Here is a 20,365-nt window from a genome sequence, read left to right on the forward strand (position 1 = left end):
GGGAAAAGGGGAAGCGTACATGGCGACCGCACCGGGCAAGGCCAACGTCCTCGTCGTCGATGACGAGCCGCAGATCCTGACCGCCATCACCGATCTGCTGGAGGACGAGTTCGCGGTGTGGACCGCCTCGGATGCCGAATCGGCCCTGCGCATGCTCCGCGTCCAGGACATGGCGGTGATCCTGTCGGACCAGCGCATGCCCGGCATGACCGGGTCCGAGCTGCTGGGCCAGGCCCGCGAGATGTCGGACGCCACCCGCGTGCTGGTGACCGGCTATTCCGATCTCGACGCCCTGGTCAAGGCGGTCAACCTGGGCCAGATCCACGCCTACCTGTCCAAGCCGTGGAACCCGCTGGAGCTGAAGGTGGTGGTGCGCACCGCCGCCGACCGCTGGCGCCTCGGCCGCTCGCTGGAAAGCGAACGCCGCCTGCTGCGCGCGCTGATGGACCACAGCCCCGACGCCATCTTCTTCAAGGACCGCGAACTGCGCTTCAGCCGCATCAGCCCGGTCCAGGCGGCGGTGCTGGGGGTGACGTCGCCCGACGAGGTGATCGGCCGCACCCTGTCCGAACTGGTCCATGACGGACGCGCCGGCGCCGTGGAGGAGCAGGAACGCGACATCATCGATCGCGGCGTCGGCACCATCGACAAGCTGGAATCGGTGGTCGGCGCAGATGGCGCCACCAGCTGGTATTCGGTCTCGAAGGTGCCGGTCCGCGACGACGACGAGGTCAGCGGCCTGATCGGCATCGCCCGCGACGTCACCAAGCGCAAGCAGGCCGAGGACTTCCTGCGCCGCGCCCACGAGGAGCTGCAGAAGGCGGTGGAGGAGCGCACCGCCTGGCTGCGCGACGAGATCCGCCGCCGCGCCATGGCCGAGGAGCAGGCCCGCTCGGCCCGCGACGTGGCCGAGGCCGCCAGCCGCGCCAAGACCGTCTTCCTCGCCAACATGAGCCATGAACTGCGCACGCCGCTGAACGCCATCATCGGCTTCTCCGAGCTGGCCGAGACCCTGATGAACGAGGCGGAACTGGCCAAGTACGGCAGCTACCTCGGCAACATCACCGAATCCGCCCATCACCTGCTTCGGGTGATCAGCGACATCCTGGACGTCTCGCGCATCGAGGTCGGCAAGGTCACCCTGCGCGAGACCGAGATCGACGTCGGCGAGGTCATCCAGTCGGCCATGCGCCTGGCCGGCCACGTCGCCGGCGTCAAGGGCCAGACCCTGGCCTTCCGCATCGCCGACAACTTCCCCCGCCTGCGCGCCGACGAGCGGCTGGTCAAGCAGGTGCTGCTCAACATCGTCGCCAATGCCACCAAGTTCACCCCCGAGGGCGGCCATATCAGCGTCGGCGCCTTACTCCGGGAAGATGGCGCGGTGATGATCACCATCGAGGACGACGGCGTCGGCATCGCCGCCGACGACATCCCGGTGGTCCTGCAGCCCTTCGGCCAGGTCGAGAACACCATGGCGCCCAAGCACGAAGGCACCGGCCTCGGTCTGCCGCTGGCCAAGGGGTTCATGGAACTGCACGGCGGCGCCCTGGCGGTTCACTCGGCGGTGGGCGAGGGGACCCGGGTGACCCTGGTGTTCCCGCCCGAACGCACCGTCGCCCTTGCCGTGACGCGCTGACACTCAAGCGGCCCATCTGTTCGCCCTAGGCCACAGGTGCTATAAGGCATCCAAGAGGCATGGATCGGGTGGCATGGTCATTCAATCGCATTCGTCAGAGGCCGGCTGGCACGACCGTGCGGCCCGCATGAAGGACCAGGTCGCCACCCTGTACGAACGCTGCCAGGCGGCCTATCACACCTTCGACGGATTGCCGCAGCTGATCGACCAGATGCGCATCATGTCGGTCAATGCCGAGCTGGTCTCGGCCCGCGCCGGCGATCACGGCCGGGCGGTGCGGGTGCTCACCCAGTTCGTCACCGAGGCGGTCACCCGCATGCTCGCCATGATCCCGGAAATGGTCGCCCTGAAGAAGTGTACCTACGCCCAGGCCGGCATGGTGCTGCGCATCGCCAACGACGTCGACAAGATCGAGGGCGGCGGCGCCCGCATCCTGGCCACCGGCCGGACGCCCGGTGATTCCGCCCTGGCGGCGCTGGAGGCGGCATGGCGCAACGAGATGAAGGGCTTCGGCGAGGCGGTGGCGGGGATGCGCCGCGCCCACGAGGGGCTGGTCGGGATGGTCCGCACCGCCCGCGAGGTGGTGTTGCAGGTCGAGCTGATCTCCGCCAACATCGCCATCGAGGCGAGCGGGGCCGGACCGTTCGAGGCCGACATCAAGGCCATCGCCGATTTCATGCGCGGACGCGTCGAGGAATTGCGGGCGATGGTCGACAATGCCGGGCGGTCGCTGCGCGCGGTGGCGGACATGAACCATGCCCTGGCGGCGCTGGCCGTGGGCAGGATTTGACATAAGGACGGGTGGGCGGAATGAAGTGCTTCACCATCTGGCAGCAGGGCGACCACCGCTGGCTCGCCTTCGGCCAGGATCCCGAGCAACTGGACACCATCATCGACACCACCCAGTTCGTGGTGACCAGCGACCGCGACGCCGTGCTGCTCGACCCGGGCGGCATCGAGCTGTTTCCCGCCATGGTCGCGGCGGTGACCCAGGAAGTGGGGGTCGAGCGCCTCAAGCACCTGTTCCTGTCGCACCAGGACCCGGACGTGTCGTCGGCGCTGTCCCTGTGGCGGCGGGTCTGCCCGGCCGACCTGACCATTCATGTGTCGTGGCTGTGGACCGGCTTCCTCAGTCATTTCGACAGCCACGCGCAGTTCGTCACCCTTCCCGATCCGGGCGCCGAGATCAGGCTATCGCCATCGGTCGCGGTGCGCGCGGTGCCGGCCCATTACCTGCATTCGCCGGGAAATTTCGGGATCTACGACGCCAGGGCGAAGATCCTGTTCAGCGGCGATGTCGGCGCCAGCCTGGTGCCGCGCGAGCGGCGGACCGGCATCTTCGTCGAGAATTTTTCCGAGCACACCGGCTACATGGAGGGGTTCCACCGCCGCTGGCTGGGCAGCCGCGACGCCCGCGACAAGTGGGTGGCCATGGTGCGGCGCCTGGACGTCGACATGCTGGCCCCCCAGCACGGCCTCATCTTCCGCGGCGAGGACGTCGGACGCTTCCTCGACTGGCTGGCGGCGCTGCCGGTGGGCAGCGGGCTCGACGCCTACGATCAGGTCGGGTTCTGATCACCCTTCGCGGCGGCTAGCACCGGCCATTCATTCGCCCCTGGGTCCAACCCCCGCCCTTCTGCCAAGAGGCTAATACCTCTGGTCAGAAGGCCCACGCCTTCGTATAGTTTCTTGACGACAGGCTGTGCGTCAAGGTTTTGGCTCAGCCAGTGTCAAGGACAGGTCCGGGATGAATGCGCAGGTGGACGCCGGTCTGGTACTTCTCGGCGGTCAGCGGGAGCAGCGCACCGTGCAGCGGGCCGAGGCGGTTTCCACCCCGCGCCATCCGGTCCGTTCCCGTGATCTGCGCATCCTGCTGGTCGAGGACATGCTGGGCGACGCTCGGCTGATCCAGCACGCGCTGCGCAACCAGACCGATCTCCACCCCACCGTGGTCCATGTCGAGACGCTGGCGGCGGCCAGGGACAAGCTGGTCGAGGAGGAACCGTTCGACGTCGCCCTGCTCGACCTGTCGCTGCCCGATTCCGCCGGTATCGAGACGGTGACCCGGCTGCTGGCGGCGGCGCCGCTTCTGCCCATCGTGGTGATGACCGGGCTGTCCGATCCGGTGCTGGCCGAGCGCGCCCTGGAACTGGGCGCCCAGGACTATCTGGTCAAGGGCGAAGACCCGGGCTCCGCCGTCGGCCGCGCCATCCGCTACGCCATCACCCGGATGGCGGCGCAGATCGAACGCGGCGAGCTGATTGATCGCCTGCGCCAGGAGCAGGACCGGGTCGGGCGCGAGCTGGCGGCGGCGCGCGCCATGCAGTTCGACCTGCTGCCGCGGCCCGGCCTGGTCGAACCCGGACTGCGCGCCCTGGGAATTTCCATCGAGGCCTATTTCGAGCCGTCCTCGATGATCGGCGGCGATCTGTGGGGCCTGTTTGAGCGCGGCGCCGGCCGGCTCGACCTGTTCTCCTTCGACTTCTCGGGTCACGGCATCTCCGCCGCGCTCAACGTTTTTCGGCTGCACACCCTGATGGGCAGCCTGTGCCGCTCCACCAGCGACCCGGGGGAACTGCTGACGGCGGCGAACCGCGAACTCAAGACGCTGATCGCTCCCGGCCAGTTCGCCACCATGTTCCACGCCGTCCTGGACCTGGAGAACGGCGAGCTGGCATGGGCCGGCGCCGGGGCGCCGCCACCGCTGGTCTTCACCACCGACGGCATGCGCATGCTCGACACGTCCGGCCTGCCGCTCGGCATCTCGGCCGGCACCCGCTATCCCACCCGGTGCATGGAATTCCCCCATGGTGCCGCGCTTTTTGTCTACAGTGACGCGATGACCGAAAGCCTGTGCCCCGACGGCACCATGGTGGGCGAGGACGGGCTGCGCGCCATGGTCGTCGATTGCGCCTCGACGCAGGGGCTGGCCGGGATCATGGCGCAGTTCCAGGACGCGGTGCCGGGCGGCAGTGACGACGACCTGACCGCCCTGTGGCTGCGGCGGACCTGAGGAGGCGGCGCGTGGACGGAGGCAAGAGCCATTTCGCGGACCAGGGCATCCGCCAGGCGGCCGAGGAATTGCGCGCCATTGCCGGGCAGGTCAGCTCGGCCAGCAGCGAACTGACCGGCCGCTTCTTCGACCTGGCCAAGTCCACCGCCAAGCAGACTGCCTGCGTGCACGACGTGCTGGCCGCCACTGGCGCGGTCAGTGATGGCGACAGCCGCGATTTCAGCGCGGTTATGGATCATCTTGGCGGCACCCTGTCCAAGTTCGTCCAGGAGGTGCTGCACCTGTCCAAGCAGGCGGTCAGCATGGTCCGCTCCATCGACACCATCATCGAGGACCTGTCGCGCCTCCAGCGCTCGGTCGAGGGCATCGACCGCATCACCGCCAAGACCAACCTGCTGGCGCTGAACGCCCGCATCGAGGCCGAGCGTGCGGGCGAGGCCGGCCGCAGCTTCGGCGTGGTGGCCGGCGAGGTGCGCGAGCTGTCGCGTACCACCAAGGAGCTGGCGGCGGGCATCAAGGGCGAGATCGCGGCCATCGCCGCGGCGCTGAAGGAAGGCCATGCCAGCCTGGCGCAGGTGGCGTCGGTGGACATGACCGCCGAGATCGAGGCCAAGGACGAGGTCGAGGGCACCCTGGCCATGCTGGTCGAGCGCGACGCCATCCTCGCCCGCACGGTGCAGGAGAGCATCGGCATCGCGCAGGCGGTGGAATCCGCGGTGGCGGCCATCGTCACCGATATGCAGTACGAGGACCGTACCCGCCAGCGGCTGATCCGGGTCGCCGAGGCGCTGGAAGGGCTGGCGGCGACGGGGGAGTTGGAGTTCGGCGCCTCCCACCTGGCCGAGACCGACGGGCGGGAGCCGGGCGGCGGCGACATGGAACTCTTTTAGGACGGGAAAGGGCACCGGGATCATGGAGATCCACGTCGACACCGGAGAACCGCAGGTCTTTCGTCTGGCCGGGCGCTTCACCTACCAGGACAACGACGGATTCACGCCGGTCATCGAGGCCGCCAAGTCGGGATCCGGGCGCACCGTGGTGATCGACCTGGAACGGCTGGATTTCGTCGATTCCTTCGGCATCGGGCTGTTCCTGCTGGCCTCGGAGGCGGCCAAGGGGCAGCACAATACCCTGGTCGTGCGCAATGCGCGGGGCGCGGTCGGCCGCATCTTCCAGCTCGCCAACCTGGACGTGGCGCTGTCGGTGGAAGCGGCGCCGCGCCATAGCGTCAGCGAAAGCCTGCCGCGGGTCGGGGTGCGGGTGTCGCCGCTGCGGCGCGAGGCGGATGGCGGCTGCGCGGTGGCGCTGTCGGGGCGGCTGACCTTCGCCGATCACGAGACCTACGAGGCGGCGCTGAAGGAGTGGGTGTGCGCCGGCTGCAAGCTGCTGCGCATCGACGTGTCGGAGCTGGACTTCATGGATTCCGCCGGCCTGTCCCTGCTGCTGCTCGCCCGCGAGGAGCTGGAACGCAACGGCTGCGCCGTCGAGCTGCTGTCGCCGCGGGGCAAGGTGGCGCAGTTGTTCAACCTCGCCGCCATCGCCTCGGTGGTGAAGATCCGCGACGATGCCTGAGCCCGCCATCCTGCTGCTCGCCGACGGCGTCCGGGTCGCGCCGAAACCGGTGCACGACCTCGATGCGGCCGGCGCCCAGGTGGTGCCCTTCGTCGAAGGAATGGGCCTGGATTCGGCCCACCGCATCCTGCTGGCCGCCGGCGACTTCTCGCGCATCCAGCTCGGCCTGCATCCGCCCCTGAGCGGCTTCGTGCAGGGCGACGGCCCGCGCCCGCTCGAGCTGGGACGGCGCTGCCTCGATGCCGTGCGCGGCGGCGGCTTCTGCCTGTCGCTGATCGCCGCCACCGCCTATGAATGCGATGTCGCCGCGCTGTGCATCCGCTCCATCGCCCAGCGCTTCGCGCCGCCCGAGGCGGTGCGGGACAGCATCGAACTGGCCCTGGGCGAGGCGGTGGGCAACGCCGTCATCCACGGCAGCCTGGGAATTTCCAGCGACATGCGGGCCAGCCTGGCGGAATACCAGCACTTCCACAGTCTGCTGGAGGACCGCCTGCGTGATCCCCATTTCGCCGGCCGCCGGGTCGACGTGGCGGCTTCGGGCGGAGGCGGGCATCTGACCGTCAGTGTCTCGGACCAGGGCGAAGGATTCGACATCGACAGCCGGCTGGCCCGTTCGGCCGATCGCGAGGCCAAAAGCGGCCGCGGCCTGGGCCTGATCCGCCAACTCGCCGCCGACGTCGCCGGCGAGGATGGCGGCCGCACGCTGGTGATGCGTTTCGCGTGGTGAGAGCTATTCCGATCCGGCGCAGCTGTGGACCTCGATGGTGACGTGGCTGAGGCCGGCCAGCCCGGCCAGCCGGTCGCGGTAATAGTCCACCGGGCGGGGCGTTCCCGCCACCACCGCGACGATGGCCGCCAGATGGCCCGGCCCCACCTGCCACAGATGCAGGTCGGCGACACGGGTTTCGCCGTCGCCTTCCATGGCGGCCCGCACCGACCGCGCCATGCCGTCCTCGCCGCTCATGTCCAGCAGGACGGCGCCGGACTGGCGCAGCAGCCCCCACGCCCAGCGGCCGATGACCGCCGCGCCGACCAGGCCCATGGCCGGGTCCAGCCACCACCAGCCGTAGGCCTTGCCCGCCAGCAGCGCCGCCACCGCCAGCACCGAGGTCAGCGCGTCGGCCAACACGTGGAGATAGGCGGCCCGCAGATTGTGGTCGTGGTGGTGGTGGTCATGGTCGTCATGGTCGTGCCCATGCCCATGCCCATGCCCATGCCCGCCCAGGATGAAGGCGCTGACCAGGTTGACCACCAGCCCCAGTACCGCCACCGTCAGCGCCTCGGCGAAGGCGATGACCTGGACCGACAACAGCCGCTGGACCGATTCCCAGGCCATCAGCAGCGCCGTCAGCCCCAGCACGGCGGCACTGGCGAAGCCCGCCAGCGACCCCACCTTGCCGGTGCCGAAGGCGAAGCGGGGATCGTCGGCATGGCGGCGGGCGAAGGCATAGGCGGCCATGGCGATACCCATGGCCGCCGCATGGGTCGACATGTGCCAGCCATCGGCCAGCAGCGCCATGGAGTTGAAGACGGTCCCGGCGGTGATTTCCACCACCATGGTCACCAGGGTCAGGACCAGAACGACGCGGGTGCGCCGCGCCGCCCCATCCTCGCCGCCGGTCTCAAATCGGTGCGAATGGCGCCAAGGCGACAGGTCACGTGTGTGCATGGGGAGCGGCCTGAGAGTGAAAATGACTTGCGTCAATGGTACAACCTCCGCCCCACCGGGTCAACGCCCCGGCTCCGGCGGAAAAACAAGAAAGGGGCGCCGAAGCGCCCCTTCCCCGGAGATAGCCTGAAGAAGGATCCAGGCTATTCGTTCCGTATGTTCTTACGAACACCCCGTGGTGCCGCCGCAGGTGTCGCATTTCAGGCAGGTGCCGTTGCGGACCAGGGTGAAGTTGCCGCATTCGGGGCAGGCGTCGCCTTCGTAGCCCTTCATGCGGGCGCGGCGGATCTGCTCGGCGCGGGCGTCGAATTCCTGGATCGCCGCTTCGGCGTCCACCGACAGCGCCACCATCGGCTGGGCCATCTGCAGGGTGGCGCCGGCCAGGTCGGCCGACAGCGAGGCCGCGGTGGTGGTGGCGGCAACGCCGCCGCCGCCGCCGGCGACCACCAGGAACTTGGACCGCACATAGCCCTTCGAGGCGACGCGCTCCACCACCGAGCCCAGCGGGCCGGTATCGAGGTGGCTTTCCGCCTGACCGCGGCCCACCGTGTCGGGGGTGAGGTCGTTGGGCTCCACATGGGCCAGCTCGTTGCGGCCCAGATAGGAGATGGCCAGCTCGCGGAAGATGTAGTCCAGGATGGACGTGGACATCTTGATGGTCTCGTTGCCCTCGACCATGCCCGACGGCTCGAAGCGGGTGAAGGTGAAGGCCTCGACGTATTCCTCGAGCGGGACGCCGTATTGCAGGCCCAGCGACACCGCGATGGCGAAGTTGTTCATCATGGCGCGGAAGGCGGCGCCTTCCTTGTGCATGTCGATGAAGATCTCGCCCAGCTTGCCGTCGTCGTACTCGCCGGTGCGCAGATAGACCTTGTGGCCCCCGACGATGGCCTTCTGGGTATAGCCCTTGCGGCGGTCGGGCAGCTTGCGCCGGCTGGCGGCGATGATGCGTTCGACGATGCGCTCGGCGACGATCTCGGCCCGGGCCGCCAGCGGCGCCTCGGCGATCTCGGCCTCCAGCTCGCCGGCATCGTCCAGCAGGGCCGATTGCAGCGGCTGCGACAGCTTCGAGCCGTCGCGGTACAGGGCGTTGGCCTTCAGGCCCAGGCGCCAGGACAGCATGTAGGCGTCCATGCAATCCTCGACCGTGGCGGCGTTGGCCATGTTGATGGTCTTGGAGATGGCGCCCGAGATGAAGGGCTGGGCCGCCGCCATCATGCGGATGTGGCTTTCCACCGACAGGAAGCGCTTGCCGATCTTGCCGCAGGCGTTGGCGCAGTCGAACACCGGCAGGTGGGCGTCCTTCAGGAAGGGGGCGCCCTCCAGCGTCATGGCGCCGGAGCAGTAGGTGTTGGCGGCCTCGATCTGGTCGCGGCTGAAGCCGAGATGGGCCAGCAGGTCGAACGAGAAGTCGTCCAGCTTCTCGCGGGCGATGCCCAGGGTGTGGGTGCAGAATTCCTCGCCCAGGGTGTACTTGTTGAAGACGAACTTGATGTCGAAGGCGCTTTCCAGGGCCTGCTCGACCCGCTCCAGGGCGTCGTCGCCGAAACCCTTGGCCTTCAGCGCCTCGTGGTTGATGCCGGGGGCGTCGCGCAAGGTGCCGTGGCCGACCGCGTAGCGGATGATCTCGGCGATGTCGGACTCGGCGTAGCCCAGGGTGCGCAGGGCGTCGGGCACCATGCGGTTGATGATCTTGAAGTAGCCGCCGCCGGCCAGCTTCTTGAACTTGACCAGGGCGAAGTCGGGCTCGATTCCGGTGGTGTCGCAATCCATCACCAGGCCGATGGTGCCGGTGGGGGCGACCACGGTGGTCTGGGCGTTGCGGAAGCCGTGCTTCTCGCCGGCCGCCAGGGCGTCGTCCCAGGTCAGCCGGGCGGCCGCCACCAGGGCGGCGTCGGGGCAGTTCTCGGCGTCCAGCGGCACCGGGCCGACGGCCAGGCCCTCGTATCCCGAGGTCAGGCCATAGGCGGCGCGCCGATGGTTGCGGATCACCCGCAGCATGGGCTCGCGGTTGGGGGTGAAGCCGGGGAAGGCGCCGTGTTCGGCCGCCATCTCGGCCGAGGTGACATAGGCTTCGCCGGTCATCAGGGCGGTGATGGCGCCGATCAGGGCGCGGCCGCGGTCGCTGTCATAGGGAATGCCCGAGGCCATCAGCAGGCCGCCGACATTGGCGTAGCCCAGCCCGAGGGTGCGGTATTCGTAGGACAGCAGGGCGATCTTCTCGGACGGGAACTGCGCCATCAGCACCGAGATTTCCAGCACCATGGTCCACAGCCGGCAGGCGTGGCGGAAGCCCTCGATGTCGAAACCGTTATCCGCCCTTCTGAAGCACATCAGGTTGAGCGACGCCAGGTTGCAGGCGGTGTCGTCCAGGAACATGTACTCGGAACAGGGATTCGAGGCGTTGATGCGCCCGGTGGTCGGGCAGGTGTGCCAGTCGTTGATGGTGGTGTCGAACTGGATGCCCGGATCGGCGCAGGCCCAGGCCGCCTCGCCGATGGTCTGCCACAGGTCGCGGGCCTTCAGCACCTTCTTGACCTTGCCCGAGGTGTGGTGCTTCAGCACCCAGTCCTGGTCCTCGATGACGGCGTCCAGGAACTGGTTGGTGACCCGCACGGTGTTGTTGGAGTTCTGCCCCGAGACGGTGAGGTAGGCCTCGGAATCCCAGTCGGTGTCGAACACCGGGAACTCGATCTCGGTATAGCCCTGGCGGGCGAACTGGATCACCCGCTGGATGTAGTTCTCGGGGATCATCGAGCCGCGGGCCGCGATGATGGCCTTGCGCAGCTTGGCGTTGCGCTTGGGGTCGAAGCGGTCCTCGGTGTCGGCGCCGTCCCAGTCGCGGCAGGCGGCCATCACCTCGGACAGGTGCTTGTTGGCCAGCTTGGAGCCGGCCACCAGGGCGGCCACCTTCTGCTCCTCGATGACCTTCCAGTTGACGAAATTCTCGATGTCGGGATGGTCGACGTCGACCACCACCATCTTGGCGGCGCGCCGGGTGGTGCCGCCCGACTTGATGGCGCCGGCGGCGCGGTCGCCGATCTTGAGGAAGCTCATCAGGCCGCTGGACCTGCCGCCGCCCGACAGGCGCTCGCCCTCGCCGCGCAGCTTCGAGAAGTTGGTGCCGGTGCCCGAGCCGTACTTGAACAGGCGCGCCTCGCGCACCCACAGATCCATGATGCCGCCCTCGTTCACCAGGTCGTCCTCGATGGACTGGATGAAGCAGGCGTGGGGCTGCGGATGCTCGTAGGCCGACTTGGAGCGGACCAGTTTGCCGGTCTTGAAGTCGATGTAATGGTGGCCCTGGCCGGGGCCGTCGATGCCGTAGGCCCAGTGCAGGCCGGTATTGAACCATTGCGGGCTGTTGGGGGCGCCCATCTGGGCCGCCAGCATGAACGCCATCTCGTCGCGGAAGGTCAGCGCGTCGGCCTCGGTGGCGAAATAGCCGCCCTTCCAGCCCCAATAGGTCCAGGTCCCGGCCAGGCGGTCGAACACCTGCCGCGCGCTGGTCTCGCCGACCACCCGCTCGGCCTCGGGCAGCTCGGCCAGGGCGGCCTTGTCGGGCTCGTGGCGCTGCAGCCATTCGGGCACGCCCTTCTCGGCCACCCGCTTGAGGCGCGCCGGCACGCCGGCCTTGCGGAAATACTTCTGCGCCAGCACGTCGCAGGCGACCTGCGACCAGGCGGCGGGGACCTCGATGTCTGCGGCCTGGAACACCACCGATCCATCGGGATTGCGGATTTCGCTGGTGGCGGTGCGGAACGCGATGGCCGCGAAGGCGGATTCCCCTGCCTTGGTGAAATGACGCTGGACGCGCATTGCTTCCCCTCTGGTCGAATCTTGATTTATTGACCGCCAGGGACGACGGCGACCAAGGGAACCCGCGCGCCCCCTCGTTCGCGAGACTCACAACATGTTGTGGCTCGCCCCCAACCGAGACACAGGCTATGACAAGGCGATCCGGGGATCAACAAGATTTTGACGAATTCGTGGCGGCTCGCCACATAATGTAGCCCCGCCGTCCGAGGCGCCGTGGCCATGGCGGGCAGGGACGGCGAGGCCACTGGACGGGTGCTCCCGGTTTTGCCATGATCCGGGCCTGAATTCCTTTAGAACCAAGGGAACGCGATGACCACCCTGGGCACCCTGCTCTACACCATGCTGAAGGGCCGCATGGTCGGCACCGACACCGCCGGCAACACCTATTATGTCGAGCGCCGCGGCGCCAAGGGGCGCCCGGCCCGGCGCTGGGTGATCTACGGCGGCCGCACCGAGGCCTCGGCGGTGCCGCCGGAATGGCATGCCTGGCTGCATTACACGGTGGACAAGCCGTTGACCGACGTCGTCCCGGCGCCGTGGCAGAAGCCCTACGAGCCCAACCAGACCGGCGGCGCCAACGCCTATCTGCCGCCCGGCCACGACCTGATGGGCGGCCGGCGCGAGCGCGCCACCGGCGACTACGAAGGCTGGCGACCCTGATGGTCACCAAGGGCGGCAACCGGGATACCGCCATCGGGGCGGTGGTGGTGGCGGTGGCCGCCCTGCTGCTGGTCCTGGTCTATGCCGGGACCGAGGGACCCGGCGAGGACCGCACCGATGCCGGCTACCTGCTGACCGCCCGCTTCAACCGCCTGGACGGCATCACCATCGGCAGCCCGGTGCGGCTGTCGGGCGTGCCGGTGGGAAAGGTGGTCGGCCGCCACCTGGCCCCCGACTTCCGCGCCGTGACCGAGCTGCGCATCGCCTCGAACGTGGCGCTGACCGCCGACACCGCCGCCGCCATCCAGACCGACGGGCTGCTGGGCTCGAAGTACATCGAGCTCAAGCCGGGGGCCGAGGAAACGGTGCTGAAGCCGGGCCAGGAGATACCCTATACCCAGGACGCCATGGTCATCGAGGAACTGCTGGACATGATCATCCAGCAGGCCCGGGCCAAACGCGGATACCTGGACAAGCCGGTGCCCTCGGTCACCAACTGAGACACCTGGGAGAGCTAGACATGGGACGCAACCTGATCGAGACCATCATGGGCGCCGTGGTGCTGCTGGTGGCCGGCTTCTTCCTGGTGTTCGCCTACACCCACGCCGACCTGCGCGAGGTCAAGGGCTACGAGATCACCGCCAGCTTCGCCAGCGTCGGCGGTCTCGACGTCGGCTCGGACGTGCGCATCAACGGCATCAAGGTCGGCACCGTGGCCGGCCATGCCCTCGACCCCAACACCTTCAACGCGGTGGTGCGGCTGTCCATCACCCCCGAGATCCGGCTGCCCAAGGACACCCTGGCGACCATCGCCACCGAGGGGCTGCTGGGCGGCAAGTTCGTGCGCCTGGAGCCCGGCCGCGCCGCCGAGCGCATCGCCGAGGGCGGCTCCATCACCCGCACCAAGGACTTCAAGTCCATCGAGGAGATGGTGGGCGAGCTGATCTTCCTCGCCACTTCCGACGCCCCCGCCCAGCCGGCGGCCCCGGCCGGCCCGGCGCAATGAGCCTGCGCCGCCTGCTCGCCGCCGCCGTCTTGTGCCTGGCGCCGTCGCTTGCGGCGGCCCAGGCCCCGGTGCCGGAACTGGCGCTCAAGGTGGCCCAGCTGGGCGGGCTGGACAAGATCACCGCCCGCGTCGACACCATCGAGGCGCCGGTGGGCGAACCGGTGCATTTCGGCACCCTCGAGATCATCGTGCGGGCCTGCCACAAGCGCCGCCCCGAGGAAAGCCCGGAAAGCGCCGCCTTCCTCGACATCTGGGAACTGAAGCCGAACCAGCCGGCACAAAGCGTGTTCCGCGGCTGGATGTTCGCCTCCAGCCCGGCGCTGTCGGCCATGGAACACCCGGTCTTCGACGTCTGGGTGCTGGACTGCCATTAGCGTCTATCCGGCGGTGATGGGCCTGTTGGCCCTTTATCGTCATCGCCGGGCTTGACCCGGCGATCCACGTCGGTCCGCCAGAAAACATTTTGAAACAGTGAGTTAGGTGACGCCACGGTAGATGCCCGGGTCAAGCCCACGGCTGTCCGGTTTAATTTTCGGCTGTTAAGGGCCCCCTCGCCCGCCTGCGGGAGAGGGGGCGAGCGTCAGCGAGCCGGGGTGAGGGCGGCGCGTGTCCACGCGCCCAAGACCTGGAGAGACAGCCGCTTTCGCTGTCGCGAAGCGCACCTGGCGGTGCGCGCCCTCTCCCTCCCGTCGCTGTCGCGACGGGCCCCTCCCTCTCCCGCTGGCGGGCGAGGGAAATTATGTCTACTGCGGCCAGCGTCACCCTGGACGCAGCCGTCACCAAGGGCTTCGAAAGGCGTTCCGAAAATTAAACCGGACAGAAGTGGGGCAAGCCCGGGCATGACGATAAGGGGGCGGGACGAATGAACCGGGCGGTACTGGGTGAAGCCCGGCGATGACGACCATGTGGTGCCGCCGCCGCCTCTACAGCGCCGCTTCCCATGCCACCGGCTGGCGGGGAAACGCCGCCGGCAGCTCGATGGCGTCGGACAGCATCCGCAGGTATTTCTCGCGCGGGATCTCGACGGCGCCGAAGCGCACCAGATGCTCGGTGACGAACTGGGTGTCGAGCAGGCGGTAGCCGCCGATCTTGAGCCGGGCCACCAGATCCACCAGCGCCACCTTGCTGGCCTCGGTCTCGGTGCTGAACATGCTCTCGCCGAAGAAGGCGCCCCCCAGGGCCAGGCCGTAGAGACCGCCGACAAGGCGGCCGCCCTGCCAGGTCTCCACCGAGTGGGCGAGGCCCAGGCGGTAGAGGTCGATGAAGAGGGTGGCGATCTGGTCGTTGATCCAGGTGTCGGGGCGGGTCCGGGTGGTGCGGGCGCAGCCCTCGATGACCTGGGAGAAGGCGGTGTCCACCCGCAGCTCGAAGCCGCCCCGCTTCAGCACCTTGCGCAGCGATTTGGGGACGTGGAAGCCGTCCAGCGGCAGGATGCCGCGCTGGTCGGGGTCGATCCAGTAGAGCCGCGGCTCGGTTCGCGACCGCGCCATGGGGAAGATCCCCAAAGCGTAGGCCTTAAGCAGCAGGTCAGACGTCAACGGCCTCATGCGCACCAATCCGGCAGTCACACCGTAAAGGTAGCGTGCCTACGGCGGATTTCCAGGACAATATCAGTTGTGCTGGGCCACGAACTTTTCCAGCCAATGGATGTCGTAGTCGCCGTTGACGAAATCGGCATCCTGGATCAGCCGGCTGTGCAGGGGCAGGGTGGTCTTGATGCCGTCGATGACGTATTCGCCCAGCGCGCGGCGCAGGCGCATCAGCGCCTCGTTGCGGCTGGTGCCCGAGACGATCAGCTTGGCGATCATGCTGTCGTAGTGCGGCGGGATGCGGTAGCCGGCATAGAGGCCCGAATCCACCCGCACGCCCAGCCCGCCGGGGGAATGATAGCCCTCGATGCGGCCCGGCGACGGGGTGAAGGTGTGGGGGTCCTCGGCGTTGATGCGGCACTCGATGGCATGGCCCTGGAAGCGGATGTCTTCCTGGTCGTAGCCCAGGGGGGCGCCGGCGGCGATGCGGATCTGCTCGCGCACCAGGTCGATGCCGGTGATGGCCTCGGTGATGGGGTGCTCGACCTGCAGGCGGGTGTTCATCTCGATGAAGTAGAACTCGCCGTCCTCGAACAGGAACTCGATGGTGCCGGCGTTGCGGTAGCCCAGGGTCTTGATGGCGTTGCGGGCGATGCCGCCGATCTTCTCGCGCTGGCTGGCATTGAGCGCCGGCGAGGGGGCCTCCTCCAGCACCTTCTGGTGGCGGCGCTGCAGCGAGCAGTCGCGCTCTCCCAGGTGGACCACGGCGCCGTAATTGTCGGCCAGGATCTGCATCTCGATGTGGCGCGGATGGCCGAGATACTTCTCCATGTAGACGTCGGGATTGCCGAAGGCGGCCTTGGCCTCGTTGCGGGCCAACTTGTAGGATTCCCGAAGTTCTTCGGCGTTGCGGGCCACCTTCATGCCCTTGCCGCCGCCGCCGGCGGTGGCCTTGATCAGCACCGGATAGCCGATGTCGGCGGCGCAGGCCAGCGCCTCCTCCTCGGTTTCCAGCGCTCCTTCCGAGCCCGGCACGCAAGGCAGCCCGGCCGACTTGGCCGCCAGCTTGGCGGTGATCTTGTCGCCCATCATGCGGATGTGGTCGGGGCTGGGGCCGATGAAGGCGAAGCCGTGCTCCTCGACCATGCTGGCGAAATCGGCGTTCTCGGACAGGAAGCCGTAGCCGGGATGGATGGCGTCGGCGCCGGTGATGGTGGCGGCCGACAGGATGGCCGCCTTGTTGAGGTAGGAATCCTTGGCCGAGGGCGGGCCGATGCACACCGCCTCGTCGGCGAGGCGGACATGCATGGCGTCGTTGTCGGCGGTGGAATGCACCGCCACGGTGCGAATCCCCATCTCGCGGCAGGCGCGGTGGATGCGAAGCGCGATTTCGCCGCGATTGGCGATCAGAACCTTCTCGAACATCATCGGCGCGGCCGCCTTTCTATTCCACGATGATCAACGGCTCGCCGAATTCCACCGGCTGGCCATCGGTCACCAGGATGCGGGTGACCTTGCCGCCGCGCGTGGCGCGGATCGGGTTGAAGGTCTTCATCGCCTCGATCAGCATCAGGGTCTGGCCCTCGGTGACCATGGCGCCAATCTCGATGAACCTGGCCGCTCCCGGTTCGGGCGCCATATAGGCGACGCCGACCATGGGCGAGGTGACCGCCCCGGGATGGTTGGCCGCGTCGTCATGGGCCGCCGCCGCCGGAGCCGCCGCCGGTGCCGCGACCGCGACGGGGGCGGCGTGGTGGACGGTCATCGGCACGCCCTGGCGGGCGACGCGGATGCGCAGGGAACCGGTATCGTATTCGATCTCGGTCAGGTTGGTCTCGTCGAGCAGATGGGCGAGCGAGCGGACAAGCTCGGAATCGATGTTCTTGGTCGGCATGGGACTGTTCAGCTTCCCCTGATCATGCGGGCCAGGGCGTCGAGGGCGAGCAGGTAGCCGTGGCTCCCCAGCCCGCAGATCATGCCCTTGGCCGCCTTGGACACATAGGAATGGTGACGGAATTCTTCACGCTGGTGAATATGGGACAGATGCACCTCGATGGCGGGCACTTCGGCCGCCAGCAGCGCGTCGAGGACGGCTACCGAGGTGTGGGTATAGGCGCCGGCATTGATGACGATGCCGGCGCAGCGCCCCCGGGCGCCCTGGATCCAGTCGACCAGGTCGCCTTCGTGGTTGGACTGGCGGACCTCGACGGCCAGGCCCAGCCTGGCCCCATGCGCCGTCGTCGCCGTCTCGAGGTCGGCGAGAGTCTCGGAGCCGTAGACCTCGGGCTGGCGCGTGCCCAGCATGTTGAGGTTGGGGCCGTTGATGATCAGGACGATGGGGTCCGCCATGGGGGGACTTATATCACGCGCTAGGACAAGCGCAATGGGAACCTGCGACCTACGAAATATTGTTACGCGGTAGGGACGCCGACCTGTTGCCAGGCCTTGACGACAGGCGCCGCCAATCCCAGCGCTTCGGCACGCCGGATGGTATGGCGGGCGGCGTCGGCGAATTCCGCCTCATCGCCCAAATCCCGGGTGAATGCCTCGAACCAGACCCGCCCGATACCGGTCCAGGCGTGGCCGCCGGCCCCCGTCGCGGCAAGGTAGAAGGCATGGCTGGGAATGCCGGCATTGCGGTAGATGTCGGCGTCGCCGGTGACCAGATTGGAAAAATGAGCCACCTGGGGTCCGCCCGGCAGCAGGGCGTCGCCGAAGACCGAGCCAGGTGCCGCCAGGGACCGCAGGGCGTTGGAAAGGGGGGCGAAGTCCGGGAAGACGCCGGCGCCCACCATCCAGTCGGTGCCGGCGGCTTGACCTCCCGTCCGTTCCAAGTGCCACTGCCGGCACAGCACGCCCATCACGTCGCAGAAGGACTCGGCCAGCGCCCCGGACTGACCCTCCATGATCGGCCGGATGGTGGTCGCCAGGACGCCGTGGAAGAATTCGTGGGTGAGCAGGTCGAGGTGGGTCGAGTGGTCGGTGGCCAGGCAGATCGATGATTCACGCCATTCGGAACGATTGCCGTGGCGCACCACCACCCGTATTGTGGCATCCCTCCCGTCGAAGGACACGCGGCCGAAGCATTCCCGGAGGAATTTGTGGGCTTCACCAGCGTTGTCATAGGCGGTGTTTACTACCTCTATGTCCGAGGGTTCCTTCCCTTCCTGGCGCGCAGGGCTGGAGGGCAGATATTTGTCGTATTCGGCATCGAAGATGAGTCGGTGCAAGGCCGGTAGTCCCAGGAGGAGGCCGGTGCGGCGGCATGCCGCCGCACCGGTGGACGATCACGGCGCCGCCGGCAGGACGGCAGTAGCCGCCTCGGTCAGCTTGGTCTTGATGTCGTCCTTCTTGTCGTGGAACAGCTTGGCCAGATTCTCCAGCAACCACGGCGGATTGCCGGTCTCGGCGACGGTGAGGGTGGCCACCGTCCAGTTGCGCCCTTCGGGCGACCACGGCGGCAGCGCCCCGATGGTGCCGGGCTTGGTTTCCTGGCTATAGGACTTGTAGACATACGGCACGCCCTTGTACTCCAGGGACTCGCTCAGCACCGTGCCGCTCCAGGCGGGGGCCTTCAGGTTGCCGCCCTGCGCCTCGCGCCAATACGAATCCAGGCGCAAGGAGAGGGCGATGCCGACCTTGCCGCTGGCATCGGTCTTGGCAGCGGCAGCCTCGGAATAGAGGCGCAGCGGACGGGCGGTCAGCACGTTCTTGTCGCCCTTGAGTTCCAGCACACCGACGAAATCCAGCGCGACGATGTCCTTGCCGTCAACCTTGGCCGTTCGAACCATGCGGAAGCACTGGGCTTTCAGCGACGGCGCCTTGTCGTAGAGCTGGAAGGCGGAGGACGCCGAATAGGTCGCCGTGTACTTGGCCATTTCCGCCTGAAGCGCCTTGTCGGCCTGGTCCACCAAGTAAGCGAGGGCACGCTCGGCGCCGACGGTGATCAGGCCCGCGACGGCGGCCGGGGTGGCGCCCGGCGCCTTGCACACGTCGGCAACATCCTTCTCGCGGTCCTTGAGTTCGGGGTGGCGGGTAGCGATGTCGCCGATCTTGCCGGTGCCTTCGGAATAGAACGTCAACTCCGGGGCGGCCACCGGGGTCGGTACAACCACGACGCTGCCGCTTGTCGCGCAGCCGGCCAGCAAAAGAAACGATGCAACGGGAAGAAGCCTCGTATACATAGCGCACCTCATCGGCAAAACACGTCAAAGAAGCGTATTCCCTGCGTGGCAGGGGCGCAAGGGGGGTTCTGCAACGGTCATTGAATTGCCACCGCACCCGCCGCATACTGCCCGGCCCGGCCGCCCGGTACCTCAGGAACGACACCCATGGAAATCTTCATCAACGGCGAGCAGCGCACCGTCTCCGGCCCCATGAGCGTCGAGGCGCTGCTGGGCGAACTCGGCATCGACCCGCGCAAGGTGGCGGTCGAGCGCAACCTGGAGATCGTGCCCAAATCCACCTATGACGCGGTGGCGGTGGGCGAGGGCGACCGGCTGGAGATCGTGCATTTCATCGGCGGAGGAGCGACGGACGTGGCTGAGGACGATTTCTTCGAGGTGGCGGGTCGCAAGTTCAGTTCACGGCTGCTGGTCGGCACCGGCAAGTACAAGGATTTCGAGGAGACGGCGCGGGCCATCGCGGCCTCGGGCGCCGAGATCGTCACCGTGGCGGTGCGCCGGGTCAACCTGTCCGATCCCAGCCAGCCCATGCTGGTCGATTACGTCAGCCCCAAGACCTACACCTTCCTGCCCAACACCGCCGGCTGCTACACCGCCGACGAGGCGGTGCGCACCCTGCGCCTGGCCCGCGAGGCCGGCGGCTGGGACCTGGTCAAGCTGGAGGTGCTGGGCGACCAGAAGACCCTGTATCCCAACATGCCCGAGACCCTGGCCGCCGCCGAGGCGCTGATCAGGGACGGCTTCAAGGTGATGGTCTACTGCTCGGACGATCCCATCCAGGCGAAAAGGCTGGAGGACATGGGCTGCGTCGCCATCATGCCGCTGGGCTCGCTGATCGGCTCGGGCCTGGGCATCATGAACCCCATCAACATCCGCCTGATCAAGGAAAGCGTCGCCGTGCCGGTGCTGGTCGATGCCGGCGTCGGCACCGCCTCGGACGCCGCGGTGGCCATGGAGCTGGGCTGCGACGGCGTGCTGATGAACACCGCCATCGCCGCCGCCAGGGACCCCATCCGCATGGCCCGCGCCATGAAGCTGGCGGTGGAGGCAGGGCGCCTGTCCTATCAGGCGGGGCGCATGCCGAAGAAGCTCTACGCCGACCCCAGTTCGCCGCTGGCGGGGCTGATCTAGGGTCCGTACTCAATTAGGGTGTGGCCTGCGTTGGCGTTCCAAGGGCGCAATGGCAGGCGCCGGCGCGACGGCGATGCTGGACGCATCGCCTAGCGGCGGCAACGTACCAGGGCGCCCTTGGAACGCCAACCCTCCGGGCCGGACGA

20 protein-coding genes are annotated in these 20,365 nt (G+C 67.9%); 12 read left to right on the forward strand and 8 right to left on the reverse strand.

The features are described 5' to 3' along the window. The first annotated feature begins 19 nt into the window (after positions 1-19). The 7 genes from MTBUT4_RS15810 to MTBUT4_RS15840 all read left to right on the forward strand — a co-directional run bounded on the left by MTBUT4_RS15810 (position 20) and on the right by MTBUT4_RS15840 (position 6,948). Positions 20-1,636, forward strand: a complete 1,617-nt coding sequence (locus MTBUT4_RS15810) for an ATP-binding protein (protein WP_173980655.1) — start codon at positions 20-22, stop codon at positions 1,634-1,636. Positions 1,637-1,709: 73 nt separating this feature from the next. Then, positions 1,710-2,426, forward strand: coding sequence for a hypothetical protein (locus MTBUT4_RS15815; protein WP_173980656.1), 717 nt, complete (start codon positions 1,710-1,712; stop codon positions 2,424-2,426). Positions 2,427-2,446: 20 nt separating this feature from the next. Next, the gene (locus MTBUT4_RS15820) at positions 2,447-3,211 is read left to right on the forward strand and encodes an MBL fold metallo-hydrolase (RefSeq protein WP_173980657.1); all 765 of its coding nucleotides are present in this window, start codon (positions 2,447-2,449) and stop codon (positions 3,209-3,211) included. A gap of 172 nt (positions 3,212-3,383) precedes the next feature. Further along, entirely contained in the window at positions 3,384-4,649 is a 1,266-nt protein-coding gene (locus MTBUT4_RS15825; RefSeq protein WP_173980658.1) for a PP2C family protein-serine/threonine phosphatase, read from the forward strand. 11 nt (positions 4,650-4,660) lie between these two features. After that, on the forward strand, positions 4,661-5,539 hold the full coding sequence (locus MTBUT4_RS15830) for a methyl-accepting chemotaxis protein (RefSeq protein WP_173980659.1): 879 nt from the start codon (positions 4,661-4,663) through the stop codon (positions 5,537-5,539). A 22-nt stretch (positions 5,540-5,561) separates the two neighbouring features. Then, a complete protein-coding gene (locus MTBUT4_RS15835) occupies positions 5,562-6,221 on the forward strand; it encodes an STAS domain-containing protein (protein ID WP_173980660.1) in 660 nt (219 codons plus the stop codon). Beyond that, the gene (locus tag MTBUT4_RS15840; protein ID WP_173980661.1) at positions 6,214-6,948 is read left to right on the forward strand and encodes an ATP-binding protein; all 735 of its coding nucleotides are present in this window, start codon (positions 6,214-6,216) and stop codon (positions 6,946-6,948) included. Before MTBUT4_RS15835 ends, MTBUT4_RS15840 begins: the two co-directional genes overlap by 8 nt. Before the next feature lie 3 nt (positions 6,949-6,951). On the opposite strand, the gene dmeF is transcribed toward MTBUT4_RS15840, so the two are convergent. Next, positions 6,952-7,890 (reverse strand): CDF family Co(II)/Ni(II) efflux transporter DmeF, encoded by a 939-nt coding sequence (gene dmeF / locus MTBUT4_RS15845; protein ID WP_173980662.1) that lies wholly within the window; start codon positions 7,888-7,890, stop codon positions 6,952-6,954. Positions 7,891-8,052: 162 nt separating this feature from the next. Then, positions 8,053-11,709 carry a vitamin B12-dependent ribonucleotide reductase gene (locus MTBUT4_RS15850; protein WP_173980663.1) on the reverse strand — a complete coding sequence of 1,219 codons (3,657 nt, stop codon included), beginning with the start codon at positions 11,707-11,709 and terminating at the stop codon, positions 8,053-8,055. 309 nt (positions 11,710-12,018) lie between these two features. Between MTBUT4_RS15850 and MTBUT4_RS15855 the strand changes: the two genes are divergently transcribed. The 4 genes from MTBUT4_RS15855 to MTBUT4_RS15870 are packed head-to-tail and all read left to right on the forward strand — an operon-like array spanning position 12,019 to position 13,749. Further along, the gene (locus MTBUT4_RS15855; protein ID WP_173980664.1) at positions 12,019-12,369 is read left to right on the forward strand and encodes an NADH:ubiquinone oxidoreductase subunit NDUFA12; all 351 of its coding nucleotides are present in this window, start codon (positions 12,019-12,021) and stop codon (positions 12,367-12,369) included. Then, complete coding sequence (locus MTBUT4_RS15860) at positions 12,369-12,869, forward strand: MlaD family protein (protein ID WP_173980665.1); 501 nt, start codon at positions 12,369-12,371, stop codon at positions 12,867-12,869. The genes MTBUT4_RS15855 and MTBUT4_RS15860 overlap by 1 nt, the downstream gene beginning before the upstream one ends. Positions 12,870-12,889: 20 nt before the next feature. Then, on the forward strand, positions 12,890-13,375 hold the full coding sequence (locus MTBUT4_RS15865; protein ID WP_173980666.1) for an outer membrane lipid asymmetry maintenance protein MlaD: 486 nt from the start codon (positions 12,890-12,892) through the stop codon (positions 13,373-13,375). After that, the gene (locus tag MTBUT4_RS15870) at positions 13,372-13,749 is read left to right on the forward strand and encodes a DUF2155 domain-containing protein (RefSeq protein ID WP_173980667.1); all 378 of its coding nucleotides are present in this window, start codon (positions 13,372-13,374) and stop codon (positions 13,747-13,749) included. The genes MTBUT4_RS15865 and MTBUT4_RS15870 overlap by 4 nt, the downstream gene beginning before the upstream one ends. 549 nt (positions 13,750-14,298) lie before the next feature. Here the strand turns inward: MTBUT4_RS15870 and aat are convergent. The 6 genes from aat to MTBUT4_RS15900 form a co-directional block, all read right to left on the reverse strand. Further along, positions 14,299-14,922, reverse strand: coding sequence for a leucyl/phenylalanyl-tRNA--protein transferase (gene aat, locus MTBUT4_RS15875; protein WP_173980668.1), 624 nt, complete (start codon positions 14,920-14,922; stop codon positions 14,299-14,301). Between the two features lie 63 nt (positions 14,923-14,985). Continuing rightward, entirely contained in the window at positions 14,986-16,329 is a 1,344-nt protein-coding gene (accC, locus tag MTBUT4_RS15880) for an acetyl-CoA carboxylase biotin carboxylase subunit (protein WP_173980756.1), read from the reverse strand. A 19-nt stretch (positions 16,330-16,348) separates the two neighbouring features. After that, entirely contained in the window at positions 16,349-16,798 is a 450-nt protein-coding gene (locus MTBUT4_RS15885; RefSeq protein ID WP_173980669.1) for an acetyl-CoA carboxylase biotin carboxyl carrier protein subunit, read from the reverse strand. An 8-nt stretch (positions 16,799-16,806) separates the two neighbouring features. After that, positions 16,807-17,253 carry a type II 3-dehydroquinate dehydratase gene (aroQ, locus tag MTBUT4_RS15890; protein ID WP_173980670.1) on the reverse strand — a complete coding sequence of 149 codons (447 nt, stop codon included), beginning with the start codon at positions 17,251-17,253 and terminating at the stop codon, positions 16,807-16,809. Positions 17,254-17,315: 62 nt separating this feature from the next. Continuing rightward, a complete protein-coding gene (locus tag MTBUT4_RS15895; protein ID WP_173980671.1) occupies positions 17,316-18,134 on the reverse strand; it encodes a M4 family metallopeptidase in 819 nt (272 codons plus the stop codon). A gap of 57 nt (positions 18,135-18,191) precedes the next feature. Next, positions 18,192-19,019, reverse strand: coding sequence for a hypothetical protein (locus MTBUT4_RS15900; protein ID WP_173980672.1), 828 nt, complete (start codon positions 19,017-19,019; stop codon positions 18,192-18,194). Between the two features lie 216 nt (positions 19,020-19,235). Between MTBUT4_RS15900 and thiS the strand changes: the two genes are divergently transcribed. Beyond that, entirely contained in the window at positions 19,236-20,219 is a 984-nt protein-coding gene (thiS, locus tag MTBUT4_RS15905) for a sulfur carrier protein ThiS (protein ID WP_173980673.1), read from the forward strand. Positions 20,220-20,365 lie beyond the last annotated feature (146 nt).

This window comes from Magnetospirillum sp. UT-4 (assembly GCF_902729435.1).
GTDB lineage: Bacteria > Pseudomonadota > Alphaproteobacteria > Rhodospirillales > Magnetospirillaceae > Magnetospirillum.

What these genes read in the sequence shown, in the direction of transcription:
- MTBUT4_RS15860 (WP_173980665.1), top strand. Translation starts at nt 12,369, where the DNA reads ATGGTCACCAAGGGCGGCAACCGGGATACCGCCATCGGGGCGGTGGTG.
- accC (WP_173980756.1), bottom strand. Translation starts at nt 16,329, where the DNA reads ATGTTCGAGAAGGTTCTGATCGCCAATCGCGGCGAAATCGCGCTTCGC.
- MTBUT4_RS15820 (WP_173980657.1), top strand. Translation starts at nt 2,447, where the DNA reads ATGAAGTGCTTCACCATCTGGCAGCAGGGCGACCACCGCTGGCTCGCC.
- aroQ (WP_173980670.1), bottom strand. Translation starts at nt 17,253, where the DNA reads ATGGCGGACCCCATCGTCCTGATCATCAACGGCCCCAACCTCAACATG.
- MTBUT4_RS15815 (WP_173980656.1), top strand. Translation starts at nt 1,710, where the DNA reads ATGGTCATTCAATCGCATTCGTCAGAGGCCGGCTGGCACGACCGTGCG.
- MTBUT4_RS15840 (WP_173980661.1), top strand. Translation starts at nt 6,214, where the DNA reads ATGCCTGAGCCCGCCATCCTGCTGCTCGCCGACGGCGTCCGGGTCGCG.
- MTBUT4_RS15885 (WP_173980669.1), bottom strand. Translation starts at nt 16,798, where the DNA reads ATGCCGACCAAGAACATCGATTCCGAGCTTGTCCGCTCGCTCGCCCAT.
- MTBUT4_RS15810 (WP_173980655.1), top strand. Translation starts at nt 20, where the DNA reads ATGGCGACCGCACCGGGCAAGGCCAACGTCCTCGTCGTCGATGACGAG.
- MTBUT4_RS15865 (WP_173980666.1), top strand. Translation starts at nt 12,890, where the DNA reads ATGGGACGCAACCTGATCGAGACCATCATGGGCGCCGTGGTGCTGCTG.
- dmeF (WP_173980662.1), bottom strand. Translation starts at nt 7,890, where the DNA reads ATGCACACACGTGACCTGTCGCCTTGGCGCCATTCGCACCGATTTGAG.
- aat (WP_173980668.1), bottom strand. Translation starts at nt 14,922, where the DNA reads ATGAGGCCGTTGACGTCTGACCTGCTGCTTAAGGCCTACGCTTTGGGG.
- MTBUT4_RS15835 (WP_173980660.1), top strand. Translation starts at nt 5,562, where the DNA reads ATGGAGATCCACGTCGACACCGGAGAACCGCAGGTCTTTCGTCTGGCC.
- MTBUT4_RS15855 (WP_173980664.1), top strand. Translation starts at nt 12,019, where the DNA reads ATGACCACCCTGGGCACCCTGCTCTACACCATGCTGAAGGGCCGCATG.
- thiS (WP_173980673.1), top strand. Translation starts at nt 19,236, where the DNA reads ATGGAAATCTTCATCAACGGCGAGCAGCGCACCGTCTCCGGCCCCATG.
- MTBUT4_RS15825 (WP_173980658.1), top strand. Translation starts at nt 3,384, where the DNA reads ATGAATGCGCAGGTGGACGCCGGTCTGGTACTTCTCGGCGGTCAGCGG.
- MTBUT4_RS15850 (WP_173980663.1), bottom strand. Translation starts at nt 11,709, where the DNA reads ATGCGCGTCCAGCGTCATTTCACCAAGGCAGGGGAATCCGCCTTCGCG.
- MTBUT4_RS15870 (WP_173980667.1), top strand. Translation starts at nt 13,372, where the DNA reads ATGAGCCTGCGCCGCCTGCTCGCCGCCGCCGTCTTGTGCCTGGCGCCG.